21 protein-coding genes are annotated in these 24,591 nt (G+C 69.0%); 6 read left to right on the forward strand and 15 right to left on the reverse strand.

The genetic code is table 11. The annotated features are described in order from the left end of the window. Window positions 1-8: 8 nt before the first annotated feature. Together KU887_RS26365 and KU887_RS26370 are read right to left on the reverse strand one after the other, a co-directional pair. Complete coding sequence (locus KU887_RS26365) at window positions 9-446, reverse strand: N-acetyltransferase (RefSeq protein WP_258256002.1); 438 nt, start codon at window positions 444-446, stop codon at window positions 9-11. Window positions 447-488: 42 nt separating this feature from the next. Then, entirely contained in the window at window positions 489-1,388 is a 900-nt protein-coding gene (locus tag KU887_RS26370) for a hypothetical protein (protein WP_309138176.1), read from the reverse strand. Between the two features lie 359 nt (window positions 1,389-1,747). On the opposite strand from KU887_RS26370, the gene KU887_RS26375 reads away from it, so the two are divergent. Continuing rightward, complete coding sequence (locus KU887_RS26375) at window positions 1,748-3,040, forward strand: MASE1 domain-containing protein (RefSeq protein WP_006482331.1); 1,293 nt, start codon at window positions 1,748-1,750, stop codon at window positions 3,038-3,040. Window positions 3,041-3,053: 13 nt separating this feature from the next. After that, the gene (locus KU887_RS26380) at window positions 3,054-3,869 is read left to right on the forward strand and encodes a carboxylesterase (RefSeq protein WP_034203064.1); all 816 of its coding nucleotides are present in this window, start codon (window positions 3,054-3,056) and stop codon (window positions 3,867-3,869) included. 112 nt (window positions 3,870-3,981) lie between these two features. Here the strand turns inward: KU887_RS26380 and KU887_RS26385 are convergent, their stop codons facing one another. From KU887_RS26385 to hchA, 12 genes are all read right to left on the reverse strand, one after another. After that, window positions 3,982-4,269: a barstar family protein gene (locus tag KU887_RS26385; RefSeq protein ID WP_027813915.1), complete on the reverse strand. Its 288-nt coding sequence runs from the start codon at window positions 4,267-4,269 to the stop codon at window positions 3,982-3,984. A 31-nt stretch (window positions 4,270-4,300) separates the two neighbouring features. Then, window positions 4,301-5,356, reverse strand: coding sequence for a MerR family transcriptional regulator (locus tag KU887_RS26390; RefSeq protein ID WP_258256007.1), 1,056 nt, complete (start codon window positions 5,354-5,356; stop codon window positions 4,301-4,303). 82 nt (window positions 5,357-5,438) lie between these two features. Continuing rightward, window positions 5,439-6,905, reverse strand: a complete 1,467-nt coding sequence (gene xylB, locus KU887_RS26395; protein ID WP_006482345.1) for a xylulokinase — start codon at window positions 6,903-6,905, stop codon at window positions 5,439-5,441. Next, entirely contained in the window at window positions 6,902-7,837 is a 936-nt protein-coding gene (locus KU887_RS26400; RefSeq protein WP_006482319.1) for an AraC family transcriptional regulator, read from the reverse strand. The genes xylB and KU887_RS26400 overlap by 4 nt, the downstream gene beginning before the upstream one ends. A gap of 29 nt (window positions 7,838-7,866) precedes the next feature. Then, window positions 7,867-9,060: an ABC transporter ATP-binding protein gene (locus KU887_RS26405; RefSeq protein ID WP_006482347.1), complete on the reverse strand. Its 1,194-nt coding sequence runs from the start codon at window positions 9,058-9,060 to the stop codon at window positions 7,867-7,869. A 3-nt stretch (window positions 9,061-9,063) separates the two neighbouring features. Continuing rightward, a complete protein-coding gene (locus tag KU887_RS26410) occupies window positions 9,064-10,098 on the reverse strand; it encodes an NAD(P)-dependent alcohol dehydrogenase (RefSeq protein ID WP_200036838.1) in 1,035 nt (344 codons plus the stop codon). 10 nt (window positions 10,099-10,108) lie between these two features. Continuing rightward, window positions 10,109-10,936: a carbohydrate ABC transporter permease gene (locus KU887_RS26415; protein WP_080331041.1), complete on the reverse strand. Its 828-nt coding sequence runs from the start codon at window positions 10,934-10,936 to the stop codon at window positions 10,109-10,111. Then, a complete protein-coding gene (locus KU887_RS26420) occupies window positions 10,924-11,883 on the reverse strand; it encodes a carbohydrate ABC transporter permease (RefSeq protein WP_006494551.1) in 960 nt (319 codons plus the stop codon). Before KU887_RS26420 ends, KU887_RS26415 begins: the two co-directional genes overlap by 13 nt. Continuing rightward, complete coding sequence (locus KU887_RS26425) at window positions 11,867-13,132, reverse strand: sugar ABC transporter substrate-binding protein (RefSeq protein ID WP_012493008.1); 1,266 nt, start codon at window positions 13,130-13,132, stop codon at window positions 11,867-11,869. Before KU887_RS26425 ends, KU887_RS26420 begins: the two co-directional genes overlap by 17 nt. A 269-nt stretch (window positions 13,133-13,401) precedes the next feature. Then, window positions 13,402-14,487, reverse strand: a complete 1,086-nt coding sequence (locus KU887_RS26430; RefSeq protein WP_006494550.1) for an ATP-binding protein — start codon at window positions 14,485-14,487, stop codon at window positions 13,402-13,404. Beyond that, complete coding sequence (locus KU887_RS26435; RefSeq protein ID WP_006482275.1) at window positions 14,484-15,221, reverse strand: response regulator; 738 nt, start codon at window positions 15,219-15,221, stop codon at window positions 14,484-14,486. Before KU887_RS26435 ends, KU887_RS26430 begins: the two co-directional genes overlap by 4 nt. Window positions 15,222-15,343: 122 nt before the next feature. After that, a complete protein-coding gene (gene hchA, locus KU887_RS26440; protein WP_258256011.1) occupies window positions 15,344-16,225 on the reverse strand; it encodes a glyoxalase III HchA in 882 nt (293 codons plus the stop codon). Window positions 16,226-16,585: 360 nt separating this feature from the next. On the opposite strand from hchA, the gene KU887_RS26445 reads away from it, so the two are divergent. Beyond that, complete coding sequence (locus tag KU887_RS26445) at window positions 16,586-18,253, forward strand: fatty acid--CoA ligase (RefSeq protein WP_258256013.1); 1,668 nt, start codon at window positions 16,586-16,588, stop codon at window positions 18,251-18,253. Between the two features lie 290 nt (window positions 18,254-18,543). After that, window positions 18,544-21,309 carry a LuxR C-terminal-related transcriptional regulator gene (locus KU887_RS26450; RefSeq protein ID WP_309138177.1) on the forward strand — a complete coding sequence of 922 codons (2,766 nt, stop codon included), beginning with the start codon at window positions 18,544-18,546 and terminating at the stop codon, window positions 21,307-21,309. A gap of 25 nt (window positions 21,310-21,334) precedes the next feature. Here KU887_RS26450 and KU887_RS26455 read toward each other — a convergent pair whose 3' ends face one another. Then, the gene (locus KU887_RS26455) at window positions 21,335-22,207 is read right to left on the reverse strand and encodes a LysR family transcriptional regulator (RefSeq protein ID WP_012493015.1); all 873 of its coding nucleotides are present in this window, start codon (window positions 22,205-22,207) and stop codon (window positions 21,335-21,337) included. 194 nt (window positions 22,208-22,401) lie between these two features. Between KU887_RS26455 and KU887_RS26460 the strand changes: the two genes are divergently transcribed. Both KU887_RS26460 and KU887_RS26465 read left to right on the forward strand, forming a co-directional pair. Next, window positions 22,402-23,439, forward strand: a complete 1,038-nt coding sequence (locus tag KU887_RS26460) for an NAD(P)H-quinone oxidoreductase (RefSeq protein WP_062885124.1) — start codon at window positions 22,402-22,404, stop codon at window positions 23,437-23,439. Window positions 23,440-23,576: 137 nt separating this feature from the next. Further along, window positions 23,577-24,560 (forward strand): LysR family transcriptional regulator, encoded by a 984-nt coding sequence (locus KU887_RS26465; protein ID WP_258256016.1) that lies wholly within the window; start codon window positions 23,577-23,579, stop codon window positions 24,558-24,560. Window positions 24,561-24,591: the final 31 nt, after the last annotated feature.

A 24,591-nucleotide genomic window follows, 5' to 3' on the forward strand; every position in this document is an offset into this window, starting at 1 on the left:
GACGCGCGTCACGCGTGCCAGACCATGCTCGCGCTCGTGTCGGTTTCCGACGCGACGCGAAAGCCGAGCCGTTCGTAGAGCCGCCGCGCCGGGTTGCCGTGCAGCACGCTGAGCGATACCGGCACGCGCGCGTGCGCCGCATCGGTCAGCAATGCGTGCAGCACGGCTTCGCCGATTCCCTGGCCCTGGCGCGCGGGGAGAATCTGGACCTGATGGACGTGCCATTCGCTGGCGGCGCGTGTCACCTTCAGCAGGCCAATGGCATCGGCGCCTTCACAGACGATCATCGCGTCGTCGAAGTTCGCGCGGATGCGGCGGTCGTGCGCTTCATCGTCGGTCGGCGCGCCGACGCGCTGCAGATGCTCGGTCATCGTGAGTCGACGGAGCGTCAGCAGGAACGGGAGATCTTCCTGGGAGGCAGCACGCAGATGGATCGCGGGTTTCATGAATGGTGAGACGTTGCGTCGGGCGCGAGGCCGCTACGTGGATCACAGGCCCGACAACGGAATCTGCAGGCCGGCCGGGCGATGTTCGAGGACATCCGTGACCTCGTATTCGGTTTTTGCCCCGTCCGAAGTTTGCCACTGCTGCATACGGACATTGCACAAGAGCACGTCTCCCTTGCTGAAACTGATCTGGCTGTTGTTCACGCGCGACAGGAAGCCGGCATCGGTGATCGTCGCGTGAATCGTCGCCGTGCCGTCGTGCAGCCGCCACTTGTTGTCGTCCTTGAACACGAGCGACACGATCGAGAATGCCATCTTGCGATGCTCGTCGAGCAGGAGCGAATCGGTTGGCTCCGGCGCGTGAAACCATGCGATCTCGTTGTGGGCGACCGTCTCGTATACCTCGGTATCGGTGCCGGCAGCGAAAATCTCGATGCCTTCGCGAGCGAGCGGCGCAAGCACTTGCGCGATGGCTTGGCGAACGCGGACGTCACTCAGCAGCGTGAGGACGGGTAGGTCGATTTCCAGTTCGTCGCCGTCGACGTCCAGCACCGCGGTGTTGTTCTGCATCCGCACGTGCGTGATCTCGCGCCCACGCAGCCATTTGAGGACGGCGAAAAGCCCCTTCCTCGCCCTGGGCGCGGCGATGCCGAGCGCGGTCAGGATCGTCACCGCATTGGCGAGCGCCGTGCCTTCGCTGCCGCTCAGCATGTCGCGCATGCGGCCGAGCAGCGAGGTCGCGAGCGTGAAATCGATGCCGAAGCTGCCGGTCTTGAAGCTGCCGCGCACGTTGACCTGCGGCCGGACCTGATCGCCGCACAGTGCGCGCGTCGACGCGTCGAGCAAATCGCCGAAGGCGAGCAGCGCGGGCGCGAGTTCGCGCACGTCCATCTCGGGCGATTCGAGCGCGGGCCCGTCGTACGTGACGCGAAATCGGCTCATCGCGTCGAAGAGGCCGATATCGGCCGGGTCGGGACTGTTTTCATTTGCGGTCGTATGGAATGCAGATGGGAGAGCTGGACGATACCCGAAACGAATGCTTTCGACTGCCTTTCATCGTAGGGCCGAATGACCGGCCGCGTGCGATTTTGGCCATCCGGACAAGACGGCTTGCAGACGTGTCCCGATAGCGCCCGGCAAGCGGCGAACTTTTCCGATACCTTGCCGGTCACACTCGCCAGCTTGCGGGCGCGCGCCGGTGCCCCGAACGTGCTGCCGCCGTCCGGTATTCCGCCGTTCAACCCGCCCGCCTATCATTCGCACATCGCTCGCACGCACGGCGCAATACACAGGGATTCTCGATGGACACCAAACGATCGCGGCCGGGGCTCGTCGCCGCGCTGCTCTGGGCGGCGCTGTATCTCGCGACCGGCTACATCTCGCACGAATTCAACGGCCCCGTCCGGCTGACGGGCTACATCTGGCTGCCGGCCGGCGTGACGGTCGGCGCATTCATGCTGCGGCCGATGCGCGACTGGCTGACGCTGGCCGGCGCGTTCCTGGTTGGGCAGCTCGCGCTGACCGCCATCGAGCACGGCAGCCTCGTCAACGCGGTGCTGTTCACGGTCGACGAGGTCGGCGCGGCCGCGCTCGCGGTCTGGCTCGTGCAGCGCGTGCGCTTTTCGCTCGAAGGGCTGTATTTCCTGCGCTCGGTGATCCTCGCCGGGATGATCGCGGGCGTCGTCGGCGCGATCGGCGGCGCGGCGTGGTACACGACGCTCAAGGGCGCGCCGTTCTTCGACGTGTGGTCGGTGTGGGCCGCATCCGATTTCGTCGGCGTGCTGCTGGTCACGCCGGTGCTCGCGTCGTGGTCGCGCTTTCGCGCGCACCGTTCGGGCGACCACGAGCGCTTCGACCTGGTGCTCGGCATCGTCGCGTTCGTGCTGCTCGCGGCCGTCGCGCTCGTGATCTTCGACGGCGATACGTCGCGGAAATTCGGCACGGGCGCCGGCTTCGCGCTCACGTATGTCCCGTTGTTCCTGACGGTCGCGGTGACGCTGCTGCTCGGCGGCCGGGCGGGTTCGTCGTCGGTGCTGGTGCTCGCGCTGATCGTGATCGAGCAGACCGCGCAAGGGGACGGCCCGTTCGCGTCGCTTCACGCGCATTACGGCAGCGCGCTGCTCGAAGCGCAGCTCTATCTGGCGGTCGCGTCGCTGCTGGTGCTGACGGTCAGCACGCTGAAGACGACGCGCGAGCGCGTGCACGAGCATGCGGCCGTCCTGCAGAACAACATGGAGCTCGCGCTCGCGAGCGCCGGCCAGATCGCGTACGTGCTCGATCCCGAGTCGGGCCGCATCGAGTGGAGCGGCGACGTCGAGCGCGTGTTCGGCGTCGGCGTCGACGCCGCGCAGATCGCGACCGTGCCGCTCGTGCTCGAACGCGTGCAGCCGGGCGATCGCGACGCGCTGCGCGACTACTGGAATGCGGAGATCGCGGGCGAGGACCGCGCGTCGCTGTCGCTGCGCATCGTGCTGCGCGACGGCGGCACGCGGACGATCACCGACCACGGCGCGCCGCTGCTGGATTCGAACGTCGACGTGACGGTGGTGGCGGGCGTGTGGCAGCTCGAGCGCGTGTGGCCGGCGGACGAATGAGCGGGTACGCGTCATGACGGGCCGCACGGGCGTGCTGCTGATCCACGGGCTCGGCGGCACGCAATACGATCTCGGTTCGCTGCACAAGGCGATGCGGCGCGCGGGCGGCGACACGCACATGATCACGCTGCCGGGGCACGGCACGCGCCCGGAGGATCTGGTCGGCGTGCGCGCGGAGGCGTGGCTCGATGCGGTGACCGAACAATACCGCGCGCTGGCGCGCGAGTACGACACGCTGCACGTCGCGGGGATGTGCATGGGCGCGCTCGTCGCGCTGCTGCTGTGTCATCGCGTGCAGCATGCGCGCGGCCGGCTCGCGCTGCTGGCGACGCCGATGTTCATCGACGGCTGGTCGACGCCGTGGTACCGGTCGCTGCGGCACGTGCTGTACCGCGTGCCGGGTGTCGCCGAGCGAATGCGCGTGGAGGAAGGCGATCCGTTCGGCATCAAGAACGCGACGATCCGCGCGATCGTGAAGAAGAAGTTCGAGCGGCAGGACAGTTTCCACTATGCGTGGGTGCCGCTCGCGTGCGTGCGGCAGGTGGACCGGATGCGCGACTGGGCGCTCGACGCCGCGGCCGGCACGCGGTGCCCGACGCTCGTGCTGCATGCACGCGAGGACGAGCTGACGAGCCTGCGCTCGGCCGATTTCCTGCTGGAGAACATGCCCGATGCGCGCGGGATCGTGCTGGAGAACAGCTATCACATGATCTGCGCGGACAACGATCGCGACGACGTCGCGCGGCACGTGCTCGAATTCTTCGGCTTCGATCCCGTGCATGCGGTAAGCCCGGCGATGGCGCGGAGGATGGGGCGGCTGGGATCGTGACGGTGGCGCAACTGTCACAATGGCGTCAATCCGGGGGCAAATCCATTTGAGGTTGTCGCGATCTAGTCTGGAAGGAACGGACGCACGATCTTGCGGCTCGCGGCGAGTTCGATCAATCGTATTCGACACGGGGTGCGAAGGCCGGATATTGCCGGGCCATGTCCTGCAGGCAGTCGCGCATCAGCTTCGCGTCGCGGGGAAAGCGGCGTTCGAATTCCGACCAGCCTTTCAGCCGGAGAATGAGCGGCATATCGACCAGCGCGGTAATGGCGTCCCAGAACGCATCCCAGTTTCTTCCATACCAATCCGGGAAACTCAACTTCTTCATCAGTCGTACGTGCAACTGTTCGGTCGATTCGATATCGTCGAGTTCGATTTCTACCCGCGTGTCGCGTGCCATCATGTTCTCCGACGGACAGGTCGCGAAACATTCAATTCATTTCGCGTTCCGTACCGAGCATCATAGCGCGCGCTTCCGGCCGCCGCGCGATCCGCTCGCGGACTTCCGGCGCCGCCAGGCACGTGGCCACGGCTTCATACCCGGGTGCGCCCGGGTAAGGCGCGACGCGTGCGGGCGGGCTGTGATTGGCCGGGCACAACAGGATGGTTTCGTCGGGACCGACCGCCGCGAGATCGAGGATCGCCGTCGAGCGCGTCAGCAGGAACAGCGGCCGCATGCCGGCGGCCGCGCTGTCGCGCAGATGCGCGATCAGCGCCAGTTGCGTGGCCCGATCGAGGCCCTGCTCGATCAGGTCGACGATCCGCACGCGCGGACTTTCCGCTTCGAGGCTGACGAGCAGCGCGGTCAGCGCCGCCGAAGGCGTCGCGCCCGTGCCGACCAGCAACGCCGACGTGCGGTCCACACGTGACTTCAGTTGCGGATCGGCGCGCAATGCGTCGGATGCCGCCGCACAATCGTCGTCCAGCCGATCGAGGCCGACGAACACGGCGCCAGGCAGCGCCTCCGCCAGCCGAAGCGCGAGCCGCGTCTTGCCGCTCCCCGGCGAACCGATGATGTAGTTCAGCGGCCGGATATCGCGACACTCGAACCACTCGCCGCCCCACGGCCACGGCAGGCTGAACGCGACGCCGGCGCTGCCGGGGTCGAGCAGCCGCGTGAGTTCGCCGTCCGCCGGCATCCGCCCGCGTGCCAGGCCGGCGCGCATCGCGCGCACGCGGTCGAGCTTGCTGACGAAATCGTGAATCCCGTGATCGAGCGCCGCTTCGTGGGCGGCCAGCGCTGCGTCGAGACCGCGCGCGTCGCCGTCGAGCACGCTCGCGACCTGCGCGAGCGTGAGGCCGAGCTTGCGCAGTGCCGCGATGTCGGCGGCGCGGGCGAGGTCGTCCGGGCCGTACGTGCGGTATCCGGCCGGCGTGCGCGCCGGCGTGACGAGGCCGTGCCGCTCGTACAGCCGCAGCGCCTTGATCGAGACGCCGAGCCGCGCGGCGGCGGCCGATGCGTTCAAACGGGGTGTGGCGGTACCCATCCGTCACCTCTTTGCTGTCGATTCGTTGCGCCCAGCATAAAGGCGATCCCAAGGGCCGGGTCAAGCGCGATCGCGCGGGCGTTCAGTCGGCCGCCGCGAACTCGTCCCGCAGCGCGCGATACAACCGCCGGTAGCGCGCGAGCCGCCCCGCCAGCAGATCGACCGACGCGGCATCGGGCGCGACCGTCTCCGTGACGGGCGGCGCGACGCAGACCTCCTCCAGCGTGTCGTTCGTCGCCGCCAGCCGCGCGAGCCGCGCGGCGCCGAGTGCCGCGCCGACCGCGCCGTCCGCATGGCGCTGCATCGCGAGCCCGGTCGCATTCGCGCACAGCCGCGCCCAGAACGCGCTCTTCGAGCCGCCGCCGATGAAGGACACCGCGTCGAGCGTCGTGCCGGCCGCGCGCAGCGCGTCGTAGCCGTCGGCCATCGCGAACGCGACGCCTTCCATCACCGCATACGCGAGATCGTCCGCATCGTGTTCGTTCGACAGCCCGAAGAACACGCCGCGCGCATGCGCGTCGTTGTGCGGCGTGCGCTCGCCGCCGAGATACGGCAGGAACAGCGGCGCGCGGGCCGGATCGGCGCGTTCGGCGCGCGCAGCGAGCGCGCCGGCGGTCGTGCCGTGCGCACGCGCGAGCCAGTCGAGGCTCGCGGCCGCCGACAGGATCACGCTCATCTGGTGCCAGCGTCCTTCGACGCAGTGGCAGAACGCGTGCACGGCGGCGTCCGGGTTCGGCGCGAAGCGGTCGTTGCCGGCGAACAGCACGCCCGACGTGCCGAGCGACAGGAAGCCGCTGCCGGCGCCCGTGACCCCCATGCCGATCGCGGACGCCGCGTTGTCGCCGGCGCCGCCGGCGATCGTCACGGGCCCGTCGATGCCCCATTCGCGCCGCAACGCATCGCGCAACTGCGCGGCGGGCGCGTTGCCTTCGACGAGGCGCGGCATCTGCGCGCGCGACAGCTCGGTCGCGGCGAGCATCCGGTCCGACCAGTCGCGGCGCGCGCAGTCGAGCCACAGCGTGCCCGCCGCGTCGGACATGTCGGACACGAATTCGCCGGACAGGCGCCAGATCAGGTAGTCCTTCGGCAGCAGCACCTTGTGCACCGCGCGAAACACGGCGGGCTCGTATTTCGCGAGCCACAGCAGCTTCGGCGCGGTGAAGCCGGGCATCGCCATGTTGCCGGTGATCGCGCGCGATTCCGGCACCAGCGCTTCCAGCTCGACGCATTCGGTGCCGGCGCGCGTGTCGTTCCACAGGATCGCGGGGCGCAGCACCTGGTCCGCGCGGTCGATCAGCGTCGCGCCGTGCATCTGGCCGGACAGCGCGATGCCGCGCAGCGCGGCGAAGCCGGCCGGATGCGCGGCGCGCACCGACGCGATCGCGTCGAGCATCGCGTGCCACCACGCCTGCGGGCTTTGTTCGGACCAGTGCGGATGCGGCCGGCTGATCGACAGCGCGGCCGAGCCGGTCGCGAGGGGCACCGATCGGGAATCGGTGAGCAGAACCTTGACCTCGGACGTGCCGAGGTCGATGCCGAGATATGTCACGTATGAAGCGTCCTGTCTGGGGCGCGGGGCGGCGCGCGTCGCGGGGGCGGCGCGTCGTCGCGACCGTGCGGTTCGTTGAGCCGGTGCAGCGCGCGGAACTTCGACGGCGGCACCTGCTTCATCGCGAGAAACTGACGGTTGAAGTTCGACAGGTTGTTGAAGCCAACCCGGTAGCAGATGTCGGTCACCGTCAGGTCGGAAAACATCAGCAGCTCGCACGCTTCGTTGATGCGCAGCCGGTTCAGGTAGCGCACGAACGACGAGCCGGTATGACGCCGGAAAAACCGCGTGAAGGTGCTGACGCTCATGCCGGCGAACGCGGCGACGTCGGCTTCGCGCAGCATGCCGGGCAGGTTCTGCTGCAGGTACGACAGCACCTGGTTGATGGTCGACGACATGTAGTGCTGCGCGTCGCTGCGGTAGCCGGGACCGGCGAGCACGCGCCGCTCGCGGCACGACGACAGCCGGTCGAACAGCGACATCAGGATCTCGACGCGGCGGCAGCCGTGCGCATTCGCGAGTTCGAGCATCAGCGGCGCTACCTCGATGCCCACGCGGTCGGGAAACTGCACGCCGCGCGCCGCATCGTCGATCAGGTCGATCACCGGCTGCAGCTCGCTGAACGCGCCGACCATCTTCTCGATCGCATCGCGCGAGAACTGCAGCACGACGTCGCGCGACGGCACGCGTTCGCCGTCGGCCAGCTCGCTGACCCAGTTGTGCGGCAGGTTCGGCCCGGTGACGATCAGGTTGCCGGGGCCGAAATCGCCGATGTGGTCGCCGACGAACACCTTGCCGTGCGACGCCTGGATCAGATGAATCTCGTACTCGGGATGGAAGTGCCACTTCGCGACCGAATGCGGATAGTCGTGGACCCACGCGCGAAACGATTCGTCGCGGTGGGTGGGAACGATCTCGAGATCCGGGTTCATCGTGTACTCCGTCGGGGCGTGCCGGCGTGCTACGAACGGGACATCGACCAGCCCGTCGCGGCAGGCGGCGTGGTGCGCGTCGCGGCCGCCGGCGGCGCCGCGTGCGCGATCGGGTTCGCGTCCGGCAACGTGACGTTGCGCTCGGTGCCGGCGTCGAACAGATGCAGGGCTTCTTCGTCGAAGCGGAACGCTACCACGGCGCCCGGCGCCGGGGCCATCGGTGCCGGCACGAGGGCCGCGCACGGCTGGCCGCGCCAGTCCAGCGTGACGAGCGCCTCGGCGCCGAGCAGCTCGACGAGTTCGACCGTGCCGGTCAGCGTGAGCGTGCCCGGGGTCGGATCGCCTTCGGCGACGAGTTGCAGGTGGTTCGGGCGGATCGCGGCCTTCACCTGCTGGCCGTCCTGCAGCCGTGCGAAGCGCGAGGACGCGAGCGGCCAGCGCGCGCCGTTGCAGTCGAGCAGCACGTTCGTGCCGACGCGCGCGATCGTGCCGTCCGCGAAGTTCATTGCCGGCGTGCCGACGAACCCGGCCGCGAATACCGTGTGCGGCTGGCCGTACAGCTCGGCCGGCGTGCCGATCTGCTCGATGTGGCCGCCGCGCATCAGCACGACGCGGTCGGCGAGCGTCATCGCCTCGAGCTGATCGTGCGTGACGTACAGCGTGGTTGTCTTCAGTTGCCGGTGCAGCCGCTTGATGTCGCCGCGCAACTGCGTGCGCAGCTTCGCGTCGAGGTTCGACAGCGGCTCGTCGAACAGGAACACGGCGGGCGTCTTGATCATCGCGCGCGCGATCGCCGCGCGCTGCTGCTGGCCGCCCGACATCGCGCGCGGACGGCGGTCGAGCAGCGCGTCGAGGCTCAGGATGCGCGCGACGTCGCGCACGCGGCGGTCGATCTCGTCGGCGGGCACCTTCAGCCGCCGCAGGCCGAACGCGATGTTGTCGTACACCGTCATGTGCGGATACAGCGCATAGTTCTGGAACACCATCGCGACATTGCGCTCGCGCGACGGCAGGTCGTTGACGACCGCATCGCCGATCACGAGCTCGCCGCCGGTGATCGCCTCGAGGCCCGCGATCATCCGCAGCATCGTCGACTTGCCGCAGCCGGACGGGCCGAGCAGCACGATGAATTCGCCGTCGGCGATCTCGAGGTCGAGCGGATGCAGCACGGCGGGGCCGCCGTCGTAGTGCTTCGACAAAGCCTTGCAGGTGATCTGGGCCATGGCTCAATCCATTTCGATCTGAATCTTGACGTCGCGCGGGTGCCCGTTCGCCGCTTCCTCGAACGCGCGCACGCCTTCGGAAAACGGGAACGTGCGCGAGATGAACGGCTTCACGTCGATCGCGCCGGACGCGATCAGCGCGAGCGCGCGCGGGAAGATGTTCGCGTAGCGGAACACCGATTCGATGCGGCCCTCCTTCGCCTGTAGCGCGACCACGTCGAGCGGCACCGGCGCGACCGGCATCCCGATCAGCACCGCGCAGCCGCCCGGGCACATCAGGTCGACGAGGCCCGCATACGCGTTCGCGCTGCCGCTCGCCTCGAACACGACGTCCGCGCCCCAGCCGCCGGACGCTTCGGCCACCGCGTCGGCCAGCGGCCGCGTACGCACGTCGACGGTCGTGACGGCCGGGTTGCCGGCGAACAGCGCGAGCTTGTCCGGCACGACGTCGGCGAGGATCACGCGCGCGGCGCCGCCGGCGAGCGCGGCGAGCGCCGTCATCGCGCCGATCGTGCCGGCGCCGATCACGACCGCGAGGTCGCCGGGCTTCATCGCCGCCTTCTTCGCGGCCTGCAGGCCGATCGACAGCGGCTCGACGATCGCGCCTTCGGCGAACGACACGTTGTCGGGCAGCCGGTACGTGAACGCGGCCGGATGCACGACGAACGGCGTCAGGCAGCCGTGGATCGGCGGCGTCGCCCAGAAGCGCACGTCGGGATCGAGGTTGTAGAGCCCGCGCAGCGTCGCGGGCGAATCGAGGCGCGGCACGCCGGGCTCCATGCACACGCGGTCGCCGACGCGCAGGTGCGTGACGTCGGCGCCGGTCTCGACGATCGTGCCGGACGCTTCATGGCCGAGCACCATCGGCGCATCGACGCGGAACGGGCCGATCCCGCCGTGAACGTAGTAATGCACGTCGCTGCCGCAGACGCCGACCGTATGGACCTTGATCCGGACGTCGCCGGGGCCGACCGCTTGCGGCAGGTCGATGTCGCGCAGCGCGAGCTCGCGCGTGCGTTCGAGTACGAGCGCTTTCAACGTGTTCTCCTTATTTTCCCTTGACCATCGAATTGAGCAGGCGGCTCAGCATGCCGACGAAGACGAGCGGCGGCAGCGCGAGCAGCACCGTCGACGCGTTGATCACGCCCCACGGCACTTCCTGGCCGAGCGACGTGAACGCGGACGCGACCACCGGCAGCGTCGCGCTGCGCGACGACGTGAGGGCGAGCGCGATCATCAGTTCGTTCCACACCAGCACGAAGCTGAACACGATGCCGCCGAGCAGCGTGCTCGCGCACACCGGCAGCGCGATGTGCCAGAACACCGCGTACGGGCCGTAGCCGTCGAGCGCGGCGGCTTCCTCGATCTCGCGCGGCAGCCGGCGAAACACGGGGATCGACAGCCACGTGATGGTCGACAGCGTGACGAGCAGGTACGTGACGATCATCGACAGCTTGGTGTCGTACAGCCCGAGATCGACCCAGATCGCGATCAGCGGCAATGCGACCGCGACGGGCGGCAGGAACCGCAGCGACAGCAGGAAGAACTGGATGTCGCGCTTGCCGCGCACCGGGTAGCGCGCAATCGCATACGCGGCCGGCACGCCGAGCACGGCACCGATCAGCACCGCCGCGCCGACGATCGCGATGCTGTTGCCGAGCCCGATCAGCACCTCGGGGCTCGACAGCACCTGTTCGTAGTTCGCGAGCGTCGGCGTGAAGAAGAAGCGCGGCGTCGGCGTGACGATGTCGAGCAGGTGCTTGAGCGAATTGAGCACGGCCCAGAACAGCGGGAACGCGGCGACGAGCACGATCGCGCCGGCGATCGCGACGGTGGAAACGGCGGCGGGGCCGCGGCGGGCCATCAGTCGTCCCATTTGTTGACCCTCTTCCAGATGAGCGTGAAGACCAGCGTGGTCGCGACCATCATCAGCACGGCCATGCCCGACGCATACGACACCTTGCCGGCGAGGCCGATGCCCTGCTGGTACGCGTAGAGATCGAGCGTTTCGGTCGCGATGCCGGGGCCGCCCTTGGTCATCACGTAGATCAGGTCGAACGAGCGCAGCGATTCGACCATCTTGATGAACACGAGACTGACGAGCGGCGCCTTCAGCATCGGCAGCGCGATGTACGCATGCACCTGCCAGGTCGTCGCGTAGTCGAGCCGCGCGGCCTCGAGCGGCTCCGGCGGCAGCGTTTCCAGCAGCTTCAGGATCACGACCGCGAAGAACAGCCCCCACTGCCACACGTCGACCAGCGCGACCGCGTACAGCGCGAGATGCGGATCGGCGAGAAACGCGGTGTGCTCGACGCCGAGCGTGCCGAGCAGCCAGCTCAGGATGCCGGTGAGCGGCGCGTACATGAACTTCCAGATGAACGCGGCCGACACGCGCGGCAGCAGCACCGGCATGATCAGCACCAGCGACGCGAAGCGGCGCCAGCGGCCGTGCACGCGCTCGAACAGGAACACCGCGAGCGCGATCCCGACCAGCACCGCGCCGGCGACCGTGACGACTTCCCACAGCACCGACACCTCGATCGCGTTCAGGAAGCGCCGGTCCGACGCGAGCCGGACGAAGTTGCGCAGGCCGACGTATTCGCTGTCCGGGTAGCGCAGCACGCGGTTGCGCAGCGCGAGATTGATCGCGGCGATCGTCGGGACGAGGCTCAGGACCGCGAGCAGCGCGAGCGTCGGCGCGAGGAACACCCACGGCAGGCTCGTGCGGTCGCGGCGCGCGCGGCCGCGCCGGACCGACGTGGCGGAAGGGGCCGGGCGGACGCCGAGCGTGCGTCCGCCCGTGCCGTCATTTGCGAGCGCCATGTTCGAGCGCGTCCTTCGCATACTGGTCCGCGTCGTCGAGCGTGCCGCGGATGTCCGTCTGCGTGCCGGTGAACACCTGTTCGAGCGCGATGCCGAGGTTGTCGCCGATATCCGGCCACTGCGGCGTCCGCCAGATCGTCACCTGCGTGACGGGGTTGGTGTCGTTCAGCCCGGCCTGGATCTGCGGCGCGACGTGCTGCTTGAAGTACGGGCTGGCGATCGTGCTGGAGCGGTTGTAGTCGCTGAACACGCCGTTGCGCAGCCGCGCCTGCTCCTGGTCCTTGCTGGTCGCCCACGCGATGAAGCGGCCGGCGGCCATCCGCGTGCAGTCGTCCTTTGCGCCGACCGCCGAGATCGCGAAGCCGTGCCCGTACGCGGCCGACGGCAGCGGCGCGGGCGGCCGCGTATAGCCGACCTTGCCGGCCACGCTCGACTTGCTCGCATCTTCCATCCAGTCCGCGAACGGCGTCGATTCGATCATGAACGCGACCTTGCCCGAGCGGAACGCTTCGAGCGCGTTGCTCCAGTCGTAGGTCGCCGAGCCGGGGGGCGCGTACTTGAACAGGTCGCTGTAGAGCTGCGTGGCCTTCACCGCGGCCGGCGAATTGAACGCGGGCTGGCCGCCCTTGTCGGTCCACGCGCCGCCCATCCCGAGCATGAACGGCGACCAGCGCCACACGTTCATTCCCGAGCCGCGCTGGCCGCGCGCGACCCAGCCGTACAGCTTCGGCGGCGCGTTGAGCTTCCTGATCGCGGCGACGAGCTGGTCGAGGGTCTTCGGCACCGGGATGTGCGCGGCGTCGAGCAGGTCGCGGCGGTAGAACAGGAAGTCGCCGCCGCCGATCAGCGGCGCGAAGTACGCGACGCCGTTGTAGCTCGCGACCGCGCGGCGGCCGGGCAGGAAGTCGTCGTAGTCGTAGTCCTTCGGGTAGTACTTCAGGAGCGGCACGATCCAGTTGGCCGACGCGAATTCGGCGACGTTCGCCTCGTCGACGTAGTAGATCTGGTACGAACCCGCGCCGGTCGACGCGTCGAGCCGCGATTTCGCGCGGCGGTCGTTTTCGCCGAAATAGCTGATCTCGACCTTGGTGCCGTTCTTCTTCTCGTAGTCGGCCAGCGATTTCTCCATCACCGACAGGCCGAGGCTCTTCTGCGCGAGCACCCGAAGGGTCGGCACCTTGCAGGTTTGCGCGGCCGCGACGCCCGGCAGACAGGCGCCGAGCAGCAGGCCGGCTGCGACGATTCGCATCTTGTTCACCCGTGTCTCCTTGATTCTGCTTGTTCGAATGCCGCCGATGACGGCAGGGACAATGGTGTGACGGGGGCGATGCGATCACCACATCAAAAGAATTCGCGAACCGATACTTTTTGCTCAGGTTCGGTCGTGCGATGCACAAAATGTGGTGGTGGGGCGGCGATGGGACCTTTATCGCCGCGGGGCACCTGGTTCAGCCCGCCGCTCGACCAGGTCGGGCGCGAACCGCGCGCGTGAGGGTGTCGCGACGTAACGGCGCCAGGTTACGCCGCGAACCGCTCGCTTTCGGGCGCCGGCACGAGATCGTCCGGCCACTGCACCTCGAACCGCGTGCCGCCCGCGCCGGTCGGCACGCACAGCGCTTCGCCGCGATGGGCATGCGCGATCGCCGCGACGACGGCGAGCCCGAGGCCCGTGCCGCCGGGTTGCGACTCGTCGACGCGCCGGAAAGCCTGGAACACGTGCGGCGCGAACTCGGCCGGGATACCGGGGCCGTCGTCCTCGACGCGCAGCCGGCACATGCCGTCTTCGATGCGGGTCTGGATCCGGATCGCGCCCGGCACTGCGTGGCGGCGTGCGTTTTCCAGCAACGCGAGCAACGCCTGGCGGATGCGCACCGGGTCGCAGCGCATGCGCCGCGGGTCGAGATCGAGCACCGGTTGCTGGCCGGCGGCCTGCAGCGCGTGCGCGAACGCGTCGACTACGGCGCGCACTTCGGCGGCAAGGTCGGTGTCGCGGATCTCGATGCTCAGATGGCCGCTGTCGGCGAGGCTGACCACGCGCAGATCCTCGATCAGCCGCGTCAGCCCTTCGACCTGCACGAGCAGGCTGCGGTACAGCGCATCGCTCGGCGTGAACACACCTTCGGCGAGCCCCTGCAAGCGCCCGCGCAGCACGGTCACGGGCGTGCGCAGCTCGTGCGCGATCGCCGCGTTCCAGAAGGTTTGCTCGTCGGTCACGCGCTGCAGTTCGCTCGCGAGCGCGTTGAAGTTGTCGGCGAGCAGCGCCGCTTCCTTCAACGAACGATCGCCGGCGACCGCGCGTGCGCCGAGATCGCCGCGGGCAACGCGGCGGATGCTGTCCGTCACCGAATTCAGCGGCACGAGGATGCGGCGCGACAGGTTGATTGCAACGATGACCGCGATCAACAGGCCGACCAGTGTGGTCGAGGTGATCCACACCCACTCCGGTCCGCTCGGGAGCCAGCTTTCCGGCTTGAACGACTCCGGCGAGTACTGGTACAGCAGGTAGTAGAACGCATAGGCCGTCACGACGATCAGCACCGTGATGCCGAAGGCGATCGCGCCCATCGTCAGCGCGATCTGGCGACTCAGGCCATCGAGTCTCACTCGCCGCTCCACAGTTTGTAGCCGACGCCGCGCACACTGGCCGGTACGCCCGCGACGCCGAGATCGTCGAGTTTCTTGCGCAGCTTGCTGACGTGGCTGTCGACCGTGCGTTCCAGCGCGTCGCCTTCTGGCAGGCAGGTCGCCATCAGCTCGGCGCGGCTGAACACGCGGCGCGGCGCGCGCGCGAGCTGCGCGAGCAGCTTGAATTCGGTGAGCGTCAGCACGAGCGTGTGGCGCACGCCGTCGACTTCGACCGTCGCTTCGTGGTGCTCGAGATCGATCTCGAACGGCGCGGCGCGCAGCACGCGCTGCTCTTCCTGGCGCGCGCCGGCCATCGAACGGCGCAGCACGGCCTGGGCGCGCGCGACGACTTCGGCCGGGTTGAACGGCTTGACCACGTAGTCGTCGGCGCCGATGCGCAGCCCGGTCAGCTTGTCGATGTCCTGGTCTAGTGCGGTCAGCATGATGACCGGCGTGTCGCCGCGATGGCGGATCTCGGCAAGCACCTTCCAGCCGTCGACGTGCGGCATCTGCACGTCGAGCAGCACGAGGTCGGGCTTCAGCGACAGGTGGAGTTCGAGCGCGCGGCGGCCGTCGGCGGCGTGCACGGTGCGCAGGCCGTTGCGCGCGAAATACGCGATCAGGATCTCGGCGATCTCGGGTTCGTCCTCGGCGATGAGGACGAGCGCCTGCGCGCCTTGGCCGGCGCCGGGAGATGAAGGAAATTCGGGCATGGCCACTCGTTCGGATTCAGCGGGGTTCCATCGAATCGCCATACTACCGTACGGCTCTGGCGGTCGAATGGAGACGGGCGGCCATGCCCCGGCGAGACGCCGCGCCAGGGCGGCGCGTACCGTCAGTGCCCGACCGCCTTCAGCAGCGCGGCGGCCGCGAGCTTGCCGACGCCGTTCGACGCGAGCGGGCTGTCGCCCGTGATCAGTTTGCGGTCCTGATGGCAGCGGCCGGTCATGTCCTTGTTCAGCACGCGCGCGCCGAGCTTTTCGAGGCTTTGCGCAACGAGCCACGGCAGCGGGCCCGGCATGTAGCCGATGTCGAGATTCGGCCCCGTGTCGAGCGCATCCGGAAACACGCAGAGCTCGTAGTCCTTGAACGGGTAGTCCTGAGGATCTTCGTCGACGGCGGCCGACAGCAGGCATGCGGGCCCGTGACACAGCGTGATGATGTGCCGGTCCTGGTCGAGCGCCCAGCGCAGCGTGCGCTTGACGTCCCTGCTGTGCGGAATGCCGGCAAGCACGCCGTGGCCGCCGGGAATGAACACCGCGATATACGGCGAATCGGCGCCGGGATGCTGGTCGAGCACGTCGGACAGCTTGAGCGGCGTCTTCAGCTTCGGCAGGTACTTGCGGTAGGTGCTCTGCACGGCCTCGTCATCGCTCGGCATCGCCCAGAGTTCGAGCTTGGCCGGATTGCCCGACAGCGTCGCGATGTCGATCTCGAAGCCGGCCTTGTCCATGTGGTGCATCGGCAGCAGCATCTCGACCGGATGGTTGCCGGTCGAGAACATCTTGCCGTTCGTCATCAGGATGTAGCGCTCGTCGGTCGCGATCATCAGGACCTTCCACTTGCCGCCGGTGTACGGATTCGGGTAATCGGCGCCGTCGAAGTCGGTCTTCGACGACGTGTACTGCGACAGCGAATACGGCGACGGGAAATACGCGTTGTTCTCCGCCGGGTCGGCGGCGGGCGTGCGGTCCGTCTGCGTCGTGTCGGAAGTCATGGCTGCTCCTTGCTCGGGGGATGGGTTCGGATGGGGCGGGCGTGGCCGGTGGGCGCCTGCGTGAGTCGTCGCGGCGATTCCGCGGCGGCGACCTGGCGTTCCGGTCATGTCCCGGTCGTGCGGACGGGTATCTCGCAGGGACGATACGTGCTGCGATGAATCCTACAACGCCGTTCCGCGGCGAACGCCTCCCCGAACGGGTGGGTATCCCGTATCCATCGCCGTGATACGCGTCCGGACGGCTCGTCGCCGGTTTCGACGGGGGCTCGCTCCCCCCGGACAGGGGGGGCGCGAAAGCCGGCCGGTCCGGTATCGTGGCCGCACGCCCGACGACCCGACCGGTCGCCCATGGAGACATTCATGAATTCGTCATACCCGTATCCGCAAGACGAGCCGGCACCGTCCGCCCATGCGTATCCGCTGCTGATCAAGCAGTTGCTTCATGCGCCGCTGGCGACGCGGCCCGAGCAGGAGATCGTGTACGGCGACCGGGTCCGGCACGATTACTGGACGTTCCGGCATCGCATCGGGCAACTCGCGAGCGGATTGGCGTCGATCGGCGTCGGCGCGGGCGACGTCGTCGCCGTGCTGGACTGGGACAGCCATCGCTATCTGGAGTGCTACCACGCGATTCCGATGATGGGCGCGGTGCTGATGACGGCCAATGTCCGGCTGTCGCCCGATCAGTTGCTGTATACGCTCAACCATTCGGGCGCGCGCATCGTGCTGGTTCACCGCGACTTCCTGCCGCTGCTGGCGGGGATGCGCGACCGGCTCGATACGGTGCGGCACGTCGTGCTGATCGCCGACGGCGATGAAGCCGGTTTGCCGGATGGTTTCACCGACGAATACGAGGCGCTCGTCGCGGCCGGTTCGCCCGATTTCGCGTTCCCCGATTTCGACGAGCAAACCCGCGCGACGACGTTCTACACGACCGGCACCACCGGCCTGCCGAAGGCCGTTGCATTCACCCATCGGCAGCTCGTGCTGCATACGCTCGCGGGCATGGCGGCGTTGTCGAGCGCGCGCGATCGCGGCCGCGTGCATCGCGACGACGTCTACATGCCGATCACGCCGATGTTTCATGTGCACGCTTGGGGGATGCCGTATATCGCGACCGCGCTCGGGCTCAAGCAGGTCTATCCGGGCCGCTATTCGCCGGACGGATTGGTGGCGCTGATCGCGCGCGAAGCGGTGACGTTCTCGCATTGCGTGCCGACGCTGCTCGCGATGATTCTCGACAGCCCGGCGTCCGCGGCGGTCGACCTGTCGGCGTGGAAGGTGATCGTCGGCGGCTCGCCGTTGTCCGACGGGCTCGCGCGGGCGGCGCTCGCGCGCGGCATCGAGGTCTACACGGGGTACGGGATGTCGGAAACCTGCCCGCTGATGACGATCGCGCAGATCGACCCGCCGCGCGCGGCCGGCGGTGCGTCGGCCGACGACGACATCGCGCGCCGGACCAAGGCGGGGCTGCCGTTGCCGCTCGTCGACCTGCGCATCGTCGATGCGCAGTTTCGCGACGTGCCGCACGACGGCCGGTCGGCGGGCGAGGTCGTCGTGCGGATGCCGTGGGCGACGCAAGGCTATCTCGGCGATGCGCCGGCGTCGGCGGCGCTGTGGGCCGGCGGCTATCTGCATACGAACGACATCGGCGTGATCGATCCCGACGGCCGGCTGCAGATCACCGACCGCATCAAGGACGTGATCAAGACGGGCGGCGAATGGGTCTCGTCGCTCGAACTCGAGAGCATCCTGTCGCGTCATCCGGCCGTGCGCGAATCGGCGGTGATCGGCGTGAAGGATGCGCGCTGGGGCGAGCGTCCGCTCGCGCTGGTCGTGCTGACCGACGAGCAGGCTGGCCGCGTCGAGCCGGAGGAATTGAAAGCGCATCTGAAGCAGGTGGCCGATCGCGGGCTGATCTCGCGCTATGCGGTGCCGGAACGGCTGCTGATCGTCGACGCGATCGAGAAGACGAGCGTCGGGAAGATCAACAAGCGCGCGTTGCGCGAGCGCTACCAGCCCGACTGACGGGTGCCCGGCCGCCCAGACGCCGGTGGCCAGGGCCCCGCGGCTCCCCGCCCGGGGTAACCCCCCGAATGGGGGGCTGAACATCGCGCGCCGGTTCGAGAACAATGCGGGTCCCGTGTCGCGGACCGATACGCGCTGCGCGCGCCCACGCCGGTACGGACATCACCTACTTTTGACGGCCGGCGTCGAATCGTTATGCTGTTTTCGGCGCACGGCGAGACCGGGCCCGGCCGGCGGCTTCGCCGGCGGGCCGGCGGACACGCGATCAGCGCGAGGAGAACACGAACAGCATGGCGCCGATGGACAGCAGACAACCGGCCCGCCCGCCGGACCCCGATGCGATCGAAGTGCTGGTGCGCACCAAGCTGGCGCCGGCGTCGGCCCGCGGCATCGTGGCGCGCATCGCGCGGCTCGGCCGGCTCAGGCGCGGCCTCGACCGCCGGCTGACGCTCGTGTGCGCGCCGGCCGGATATGGCAAGACCACGCTGCTGGCGGAATGGCGCCACGCGCTGGTGGCGTCGGACGTCAAAGTCGCGTGGGTGAGTCTCGACCAGGACGACGACAACGCGTCGATCTTCGCGTCCTACGTGGTCGCCGCGATCGTCGACGCAACCGGCGGTGTCGGCGCCCGCGCGCAGCAGTTGTTGCGCGATCGCGCGCTGATTCCGCTGAAGACCGTCTTCGACGAACTGCTCAACGAACTGGACAGCGCGGGCGTCGACCTGTTCCTGATGCTCGACGACTTCGATCGCCTCGCGTCGCCGGTCATTCACGACGCGATGTTCGACCTGCTGCGCTACGCGCCGTCGAACCTGCACGTCCTGCTGGCGTGCCGCTCGGTACCCGCGCTGCCGCTCAGCTATTTCGAATCGCGCGACGAACTCGTGCGGGTGGACGAGCACGACCTGCGTTTCGACGACACGGAGACGCGTGCGTTCTTCGAGCGGGTGGCCGGCAAGCCGCTCAATGCGGACAACGTCGCGCGTCTGCGCGCGGCGACCGAAGGCTGGGTGTCGGGCCTGCAACTGGCGGCCCTGGCGCTGCACGACGACAGCGACGCGGCGCGCGTGGCCGAGCAGGTCAGCCACGCGCGTGCCGGCATTGCCGCGTACCTGAACGACAACGTGATGACGCAGGTACCGGACGCGATCCGCCACTTCCTGCTGCATACGGCGGTGCTCGACCGGATGACGCCGGCGCTGTGCGATGCGCTGACCGGCCGCGACGATGCGCTCGATTGCCTCGAATGGCTGAATGCGCACAACCTGTTCATCCGGTCGATCGACGGTGACCGGCGGCGCTACCGCTATCACGCGCTGTTCCTGCAATACCTGCGGGAGGAACTGGCGCTGCGCGAGCCCGGCGCGGTAGCCACGCTGCATCGTCGCGCGAGCGCCTGGTACGCGGACGAGCGGCAATGGCCGGACGCCGTCAGGCACGCGCTCGCGGCGGGCGACTTCGATGCGGCCGCCGGCTGGGTCGAGGCGTGCGCGATGAAGCTCATCGCGTCGAGCGACGTGCGTACCGTGCTCGACTGGGTGTCGCGCCTGCCCGCGCAGGCGCTGGCGGGCCGCCTGCGGTTGCGGATCGCGCATACGTGGGCGCTCGCGCTGTCGATGCAGATCGTCGAGGCGCGCCGTGCGCTGGAAGCGCTGGAAGCCGACATCGCGGCCGGGCGACTCGATACCGATGCCGTCACGGCGACCGAACTGTTGGCCGTGCGCTCGCTGATCGCCGGGCTGTCGGATCACAGCATCGAATCGCTGCAGCTCGGCGAGCGCGTGCTCGCGGCCGCGCCGCCGGCCGGTTCGTGGGTCGAGCAGATCGGGCAGACGACGCTGATCTTCGGGCTCGGCTACGCGGGCCGCCTCGGCGACGTGCGGGATCTCGGCGCGCGCGCGGAACACGCGGCGTCCGGACACGAGCCGCTTTACGCGAACGTGTACCGCCAGAACATGTCGGGCCTGGCCGAGTTCGTCGCGGGCCGGCTGCACGACGCGTCGAAGACGTTCGAGGCGGCGCTGCGGGCCGCCGAACGATCGGCGGGACGCCTGTCGGCGGCGACGGCGCTGTCGGCCGGCTATCTGTCGGCGATCTATTACGAATGGAACGACTGGGCGAAGGTGCGCGACGCGCAGGCCGATCGCTTCGACATCGCGATGCAGGCGTGCTCGCTCGGGCCGTTGCTGAGGTTCATGCAGACGGCCGCGCTGCTGCAATTCCAGTCGGGAAACGATGCGCGCGCGCACGACATGCTCGACGAAGCCGATCGCGTCGCGTGCAGCCGGCAATGGCTGCGGCTGCGCGTCGCGTGCATGGCGACCGGTATCCGGCTGCATCTGGCCGCCGGCAAGCCGACGCAAGCCCATCGCGTGGGGCGGGCGCTGGCGTCGCTGGTGTCGCCCGTGCCGCCGGACGAAGCGTCGAGCCACGTCGAGACGTGGCAGATGGCGCAATCCGCGCAGGCCAGGCTGCTGCTCGCCGATGCGCGCGCGAGCGAGGCGGCCCAACGCATGGCGACCGTGCACGCGGTGCTGGCCGCACGCGGGTTCGACTGGTTCGCGGCGCAGGCGGCCGTGCTGCTTGCGATCGCGCTCGACCAGGCGGGCGACGAAAGCGCGGCGCTCGCGGCGTTGGCGCGCGCGCTCGAATACGGCCAGGGCAACGGACTCGTCCGAACCTTCGTCGACGAAGGGGCCGCGGCCGAGCGCCTGCTGGCGCGCTTACACAAGCGTGCCGACCGCTTTCCGGCGGTCGGCGCATGGTATCTGCGCGATCTGGCCCGTGCGTTCGACGGGCAGCGGCAATCGAACGCCACGCCCGCCACACGGCAGGGTGGGGCCGGCAACCTCAGCGCACGGGAAGTCGAGATCCTCGACTACGTCGCGCGCGGCCTGTCGAACAAGGAAATTGCCCGTGCGCTGCGGGTCGCGCCGGAGACGATCAAGTGGCACCTGAAGAACGTCTTCGAGAAGCTCAACGTGACGTCGCGCATCCAGGCGGTGCGCAGCGGGCTGGCGCTCGATCCGTCGCGGGTGCGGCGCGACGACGAATGACCGGCCGATACGGTGCCGGCGCGCGTCAGCGGTGCGCGGCGAACGCGGCCACGATCTCGTCGATCGCCGCGCGAATGCGCGCGGTGTGGCGCAGGTCGCGGTGCGTGACGAGCCAGACCTCGTACGGCGACTGCCGCATGCGGTCCGGCCAGATGCGCGTGAGCCCGTCGCGCTCGCCCATGTGGACGGGAATCTCGCCGACGCCGAGGCCCGCGCGCAGCGCCGCGCGCATCATCAGGTTCGAGTTCGTGCGCGTGACGATGCGCCCGCCGTCGATCGGTTCGCCGGCGAGGGTCGGCTTGCGGCTGGCGTCGATGTACGGCTGGTAGACGACGAGGTCGTGGCCCGCGAACGCGCGGCCGCGCTCGGGCTCGCCGTGCCGGCGCAGATAGTCGGGCGACGCGAACAGGCCCATGTCCCAGCACGCCAGCCGGCGTGCGACCAGATCGGGGTTCTCGGGCCGCACGGTGCGGATGGCGATATCGGCTTCGCGCTTCGCGAGATTCAGGATGTGGGTCGACGTGTTCAGCGCGACGGAGACGTCGGGATGTTTCGCGTGCAGCCGCGCGATCGACGGCATCACGAACTCGATCGCGAGCGCGTCGGTCGTCGTGATCTTCACCTCGCCGGCAAGCCGCCGGTCGACCCCGTGCGTCAGCCGCACCAGTTCGTGCGCGTGCTGCTCCATCGCCTCGGCGGCGCGCAGCGCCAGTTCGCCGACCGGCGTGGGCAGATAGCCTTTCGACGAGCGCAGGAACAGCGTCGCGCCGAGCATGTGCTCGAGCGTCGCGAGCCGCCGCCCGACCGTCGCCTGATCGACGCCGAGCGTCTGCGCCGCGCGGCGCAGCGTGCGTTCGCGATGGATCGCGAGAAAGACGCGCGCGTCGTCCCAGTTCATCGTGTGTCCCGACTGATGCATTTTTGCATTCCCCGACCGGTAAATCGCTGCGTGCCCGCCAGCGGCATCGCCCATAGACTGGCTTCACACACATGGCGATGCCGCGATTCGAGGATGGCCCGCGAATCGGCCGCGCATCGACGAACGTTGAGGATCATATCGTGATTGATGACGCGAACCCCCTTCCCACCCATATGACCGCGATCGAAATCGTGCGTCCCGGCGGCCCCGACGTGCTCGTGCCGGCGACCCGCGCCGTACCGGTGCCAGGCCCCGACGACGTGCTGATCCGGATTCATGCGGCCGGCGTCAACGGCCCGGACGTGTTCCAGCGCAAGGGGCTGTACGATCCGCCGCCCGGCGCGTCCGACATTCCCGGCCTCGAGATCGCCGGCGAAATCGTCGCGGTCGGCCGCGACGTCACGCGGTTCGCCGTCGGCGATCGCGTCTGCGCGCTGATTCCCGGTGGCGGCTACGCGGAATACGCGGTGGCGAACGAGAGCAACACGCTCGCGATTCCCGACGGCCTCGGGATGGCCGAGGCGGCGGCGCTGCCGGAGACCTTCATGACGGTCTGGCTGAACCTGTTCCAGCGCGGCCGGTTGTCGCCCGGCGAAAGCGTGCTGATCCACGGCGGCGCGTCGGGCATCGGCACGACGGCGACGATGCTGGCGAAGGCGTTCGGCGCGTCGACGATCATCACGACCGTCGGGTCGGACGCGCAACGCGACGCGAGCATGCGGCTCGGCGCGGATCTCGCGATCGACTATCGCAGCGAGGATTTCGTCGAGGCGGTCGCGCGCTTCACGGGCGGCAAGGGCGTCGACGTGATCGTCGACATCATCGCGGGCGACTACGTCGCGCGCAATTTCGCGGCCGCCGCGATGAACGGGCGCATCGTGCAGATCGGCGTGATCAATGGCCCCGCGAAGGCGCTCGACCTGTTTCCGATGCTGACGAAGCGGCTCACGCACATCGGCTCGACGCTGCGCTCGCGCACTTACGCGGAGAAGGCGCAGATCATTCGCGAGCTCGAGGAGGCCGTGTGGCCGCTGATCCGGCAAGGCACGGTCAGGCCGCAGGTCTATCGGCTGTTCGATCTGCGCGACGCCCGTGCGGCGCACGAGCTGATGGATTCGGGGCGACATATCGGCAAGATCGTGCTGGCGACGCGGGCCGCGGAGGGATCGCTGCGGGCCGCCGTCGACGCAAACGCCAAGCATTCCACATGATCGGCCTACCCTTCAGCCCCCCGGTCGGGGGGCTGAAGCCGCGGTGGGGATGGTCCGACAATCGGGGCACCGAATGCGTCGCCGCGCCCCGCCGGCGCGTCGCGTGGATGCAGCACCGCACTGGACGATGAGTCGAAATGGACATGCTCGAGAACATGCGGACGTTCGTTCGCGTCGTGCAGGCCGGCAGCTTCTCCGCCGTGGCGAAGCAGACCGATGTCGCGACCGCCCAGGTGTCGAGGGCCGTCGCGAGCCTGGAAGCGTATGCGCAGATTCGTCTGTTGAACCGGACCACCCGGAAAATCGCGCTGACCGACAGCGGACGCCGCTATTTCGAGCGCCTGCAATCGATCCTCGGCGATGTCGACCAGGCGAACGCCGAGGCGAGGAACGCGCTGGTCCGCCCGTACGGACGCTTGCGCGTGCATACGATGCCCGGCCTCGGGCAGAGCCATGTCACCGCGTCGGCCGTCGCCTATCGGGCGCGCTTTCCCGACGTCGCCATCGAGATGACCTATTCGCAGCGGATGCCCAATCTCGTCGAGGAGGGCTACGACGTGTCGGTCGTCACGGCCGCGAGCCTGCCGGACTCCGCGTGCATCGCGCATTCGTGCGGCACGTCCTTCAGCGTGCTGGTCGCGTCGCCGGCCTACCTCGCCCGCCACGGCGCGCCGGCCGTGCCCGCCGACCTGGCGCGCCATACCTGCCTGCGCCTCGATACGCCGGCGGAAGCGAACGGCGAATGGCTGCTGCACGGCGCGGGCGGCCAGGCGGTGTCGCATGCGGTCGCGGCCGCGCCGTTCCACGCGAATGCGCCGGAGGCGATGTCGATCGCGCTGCGCGCGGGGCTGGGCATCGGTTCGCTCGCGATCTATTCGGCGATCGACGACCTGCGCACCGGGCGGCTCGTGCGCGTGCTGCCGGACTACCGGTTGACGATGCTCGACGTGTACGCGATGTATGCGTCGCGCCGCTTCCTGGACGCGAAGGTCCGCACCTTCGTCGATCATCTGCGCGCGACGCTGTCGCCCGCGCTGAAAGCCGACGCGCGCGCGCTGGACGCGCTCGCGGCGCCGCACGGCCGCGAGCATGCCCGTGCGTTGTCGGGCGTCACGGCCTGACGGCCGGCCCATCCGTCGTACCCGTTGGTTC

This window comes from Burkholderia sp. EMB26 (assembly GCF_024730645.1).
GTDB classification, from domain to species: domain Bacteria; phylum Pseudomonadota; class Gammaproteobacteria; order Burkholderiales; family Burkholderiaceae; genus Burkholderia; species Burkholderia cenocepacia.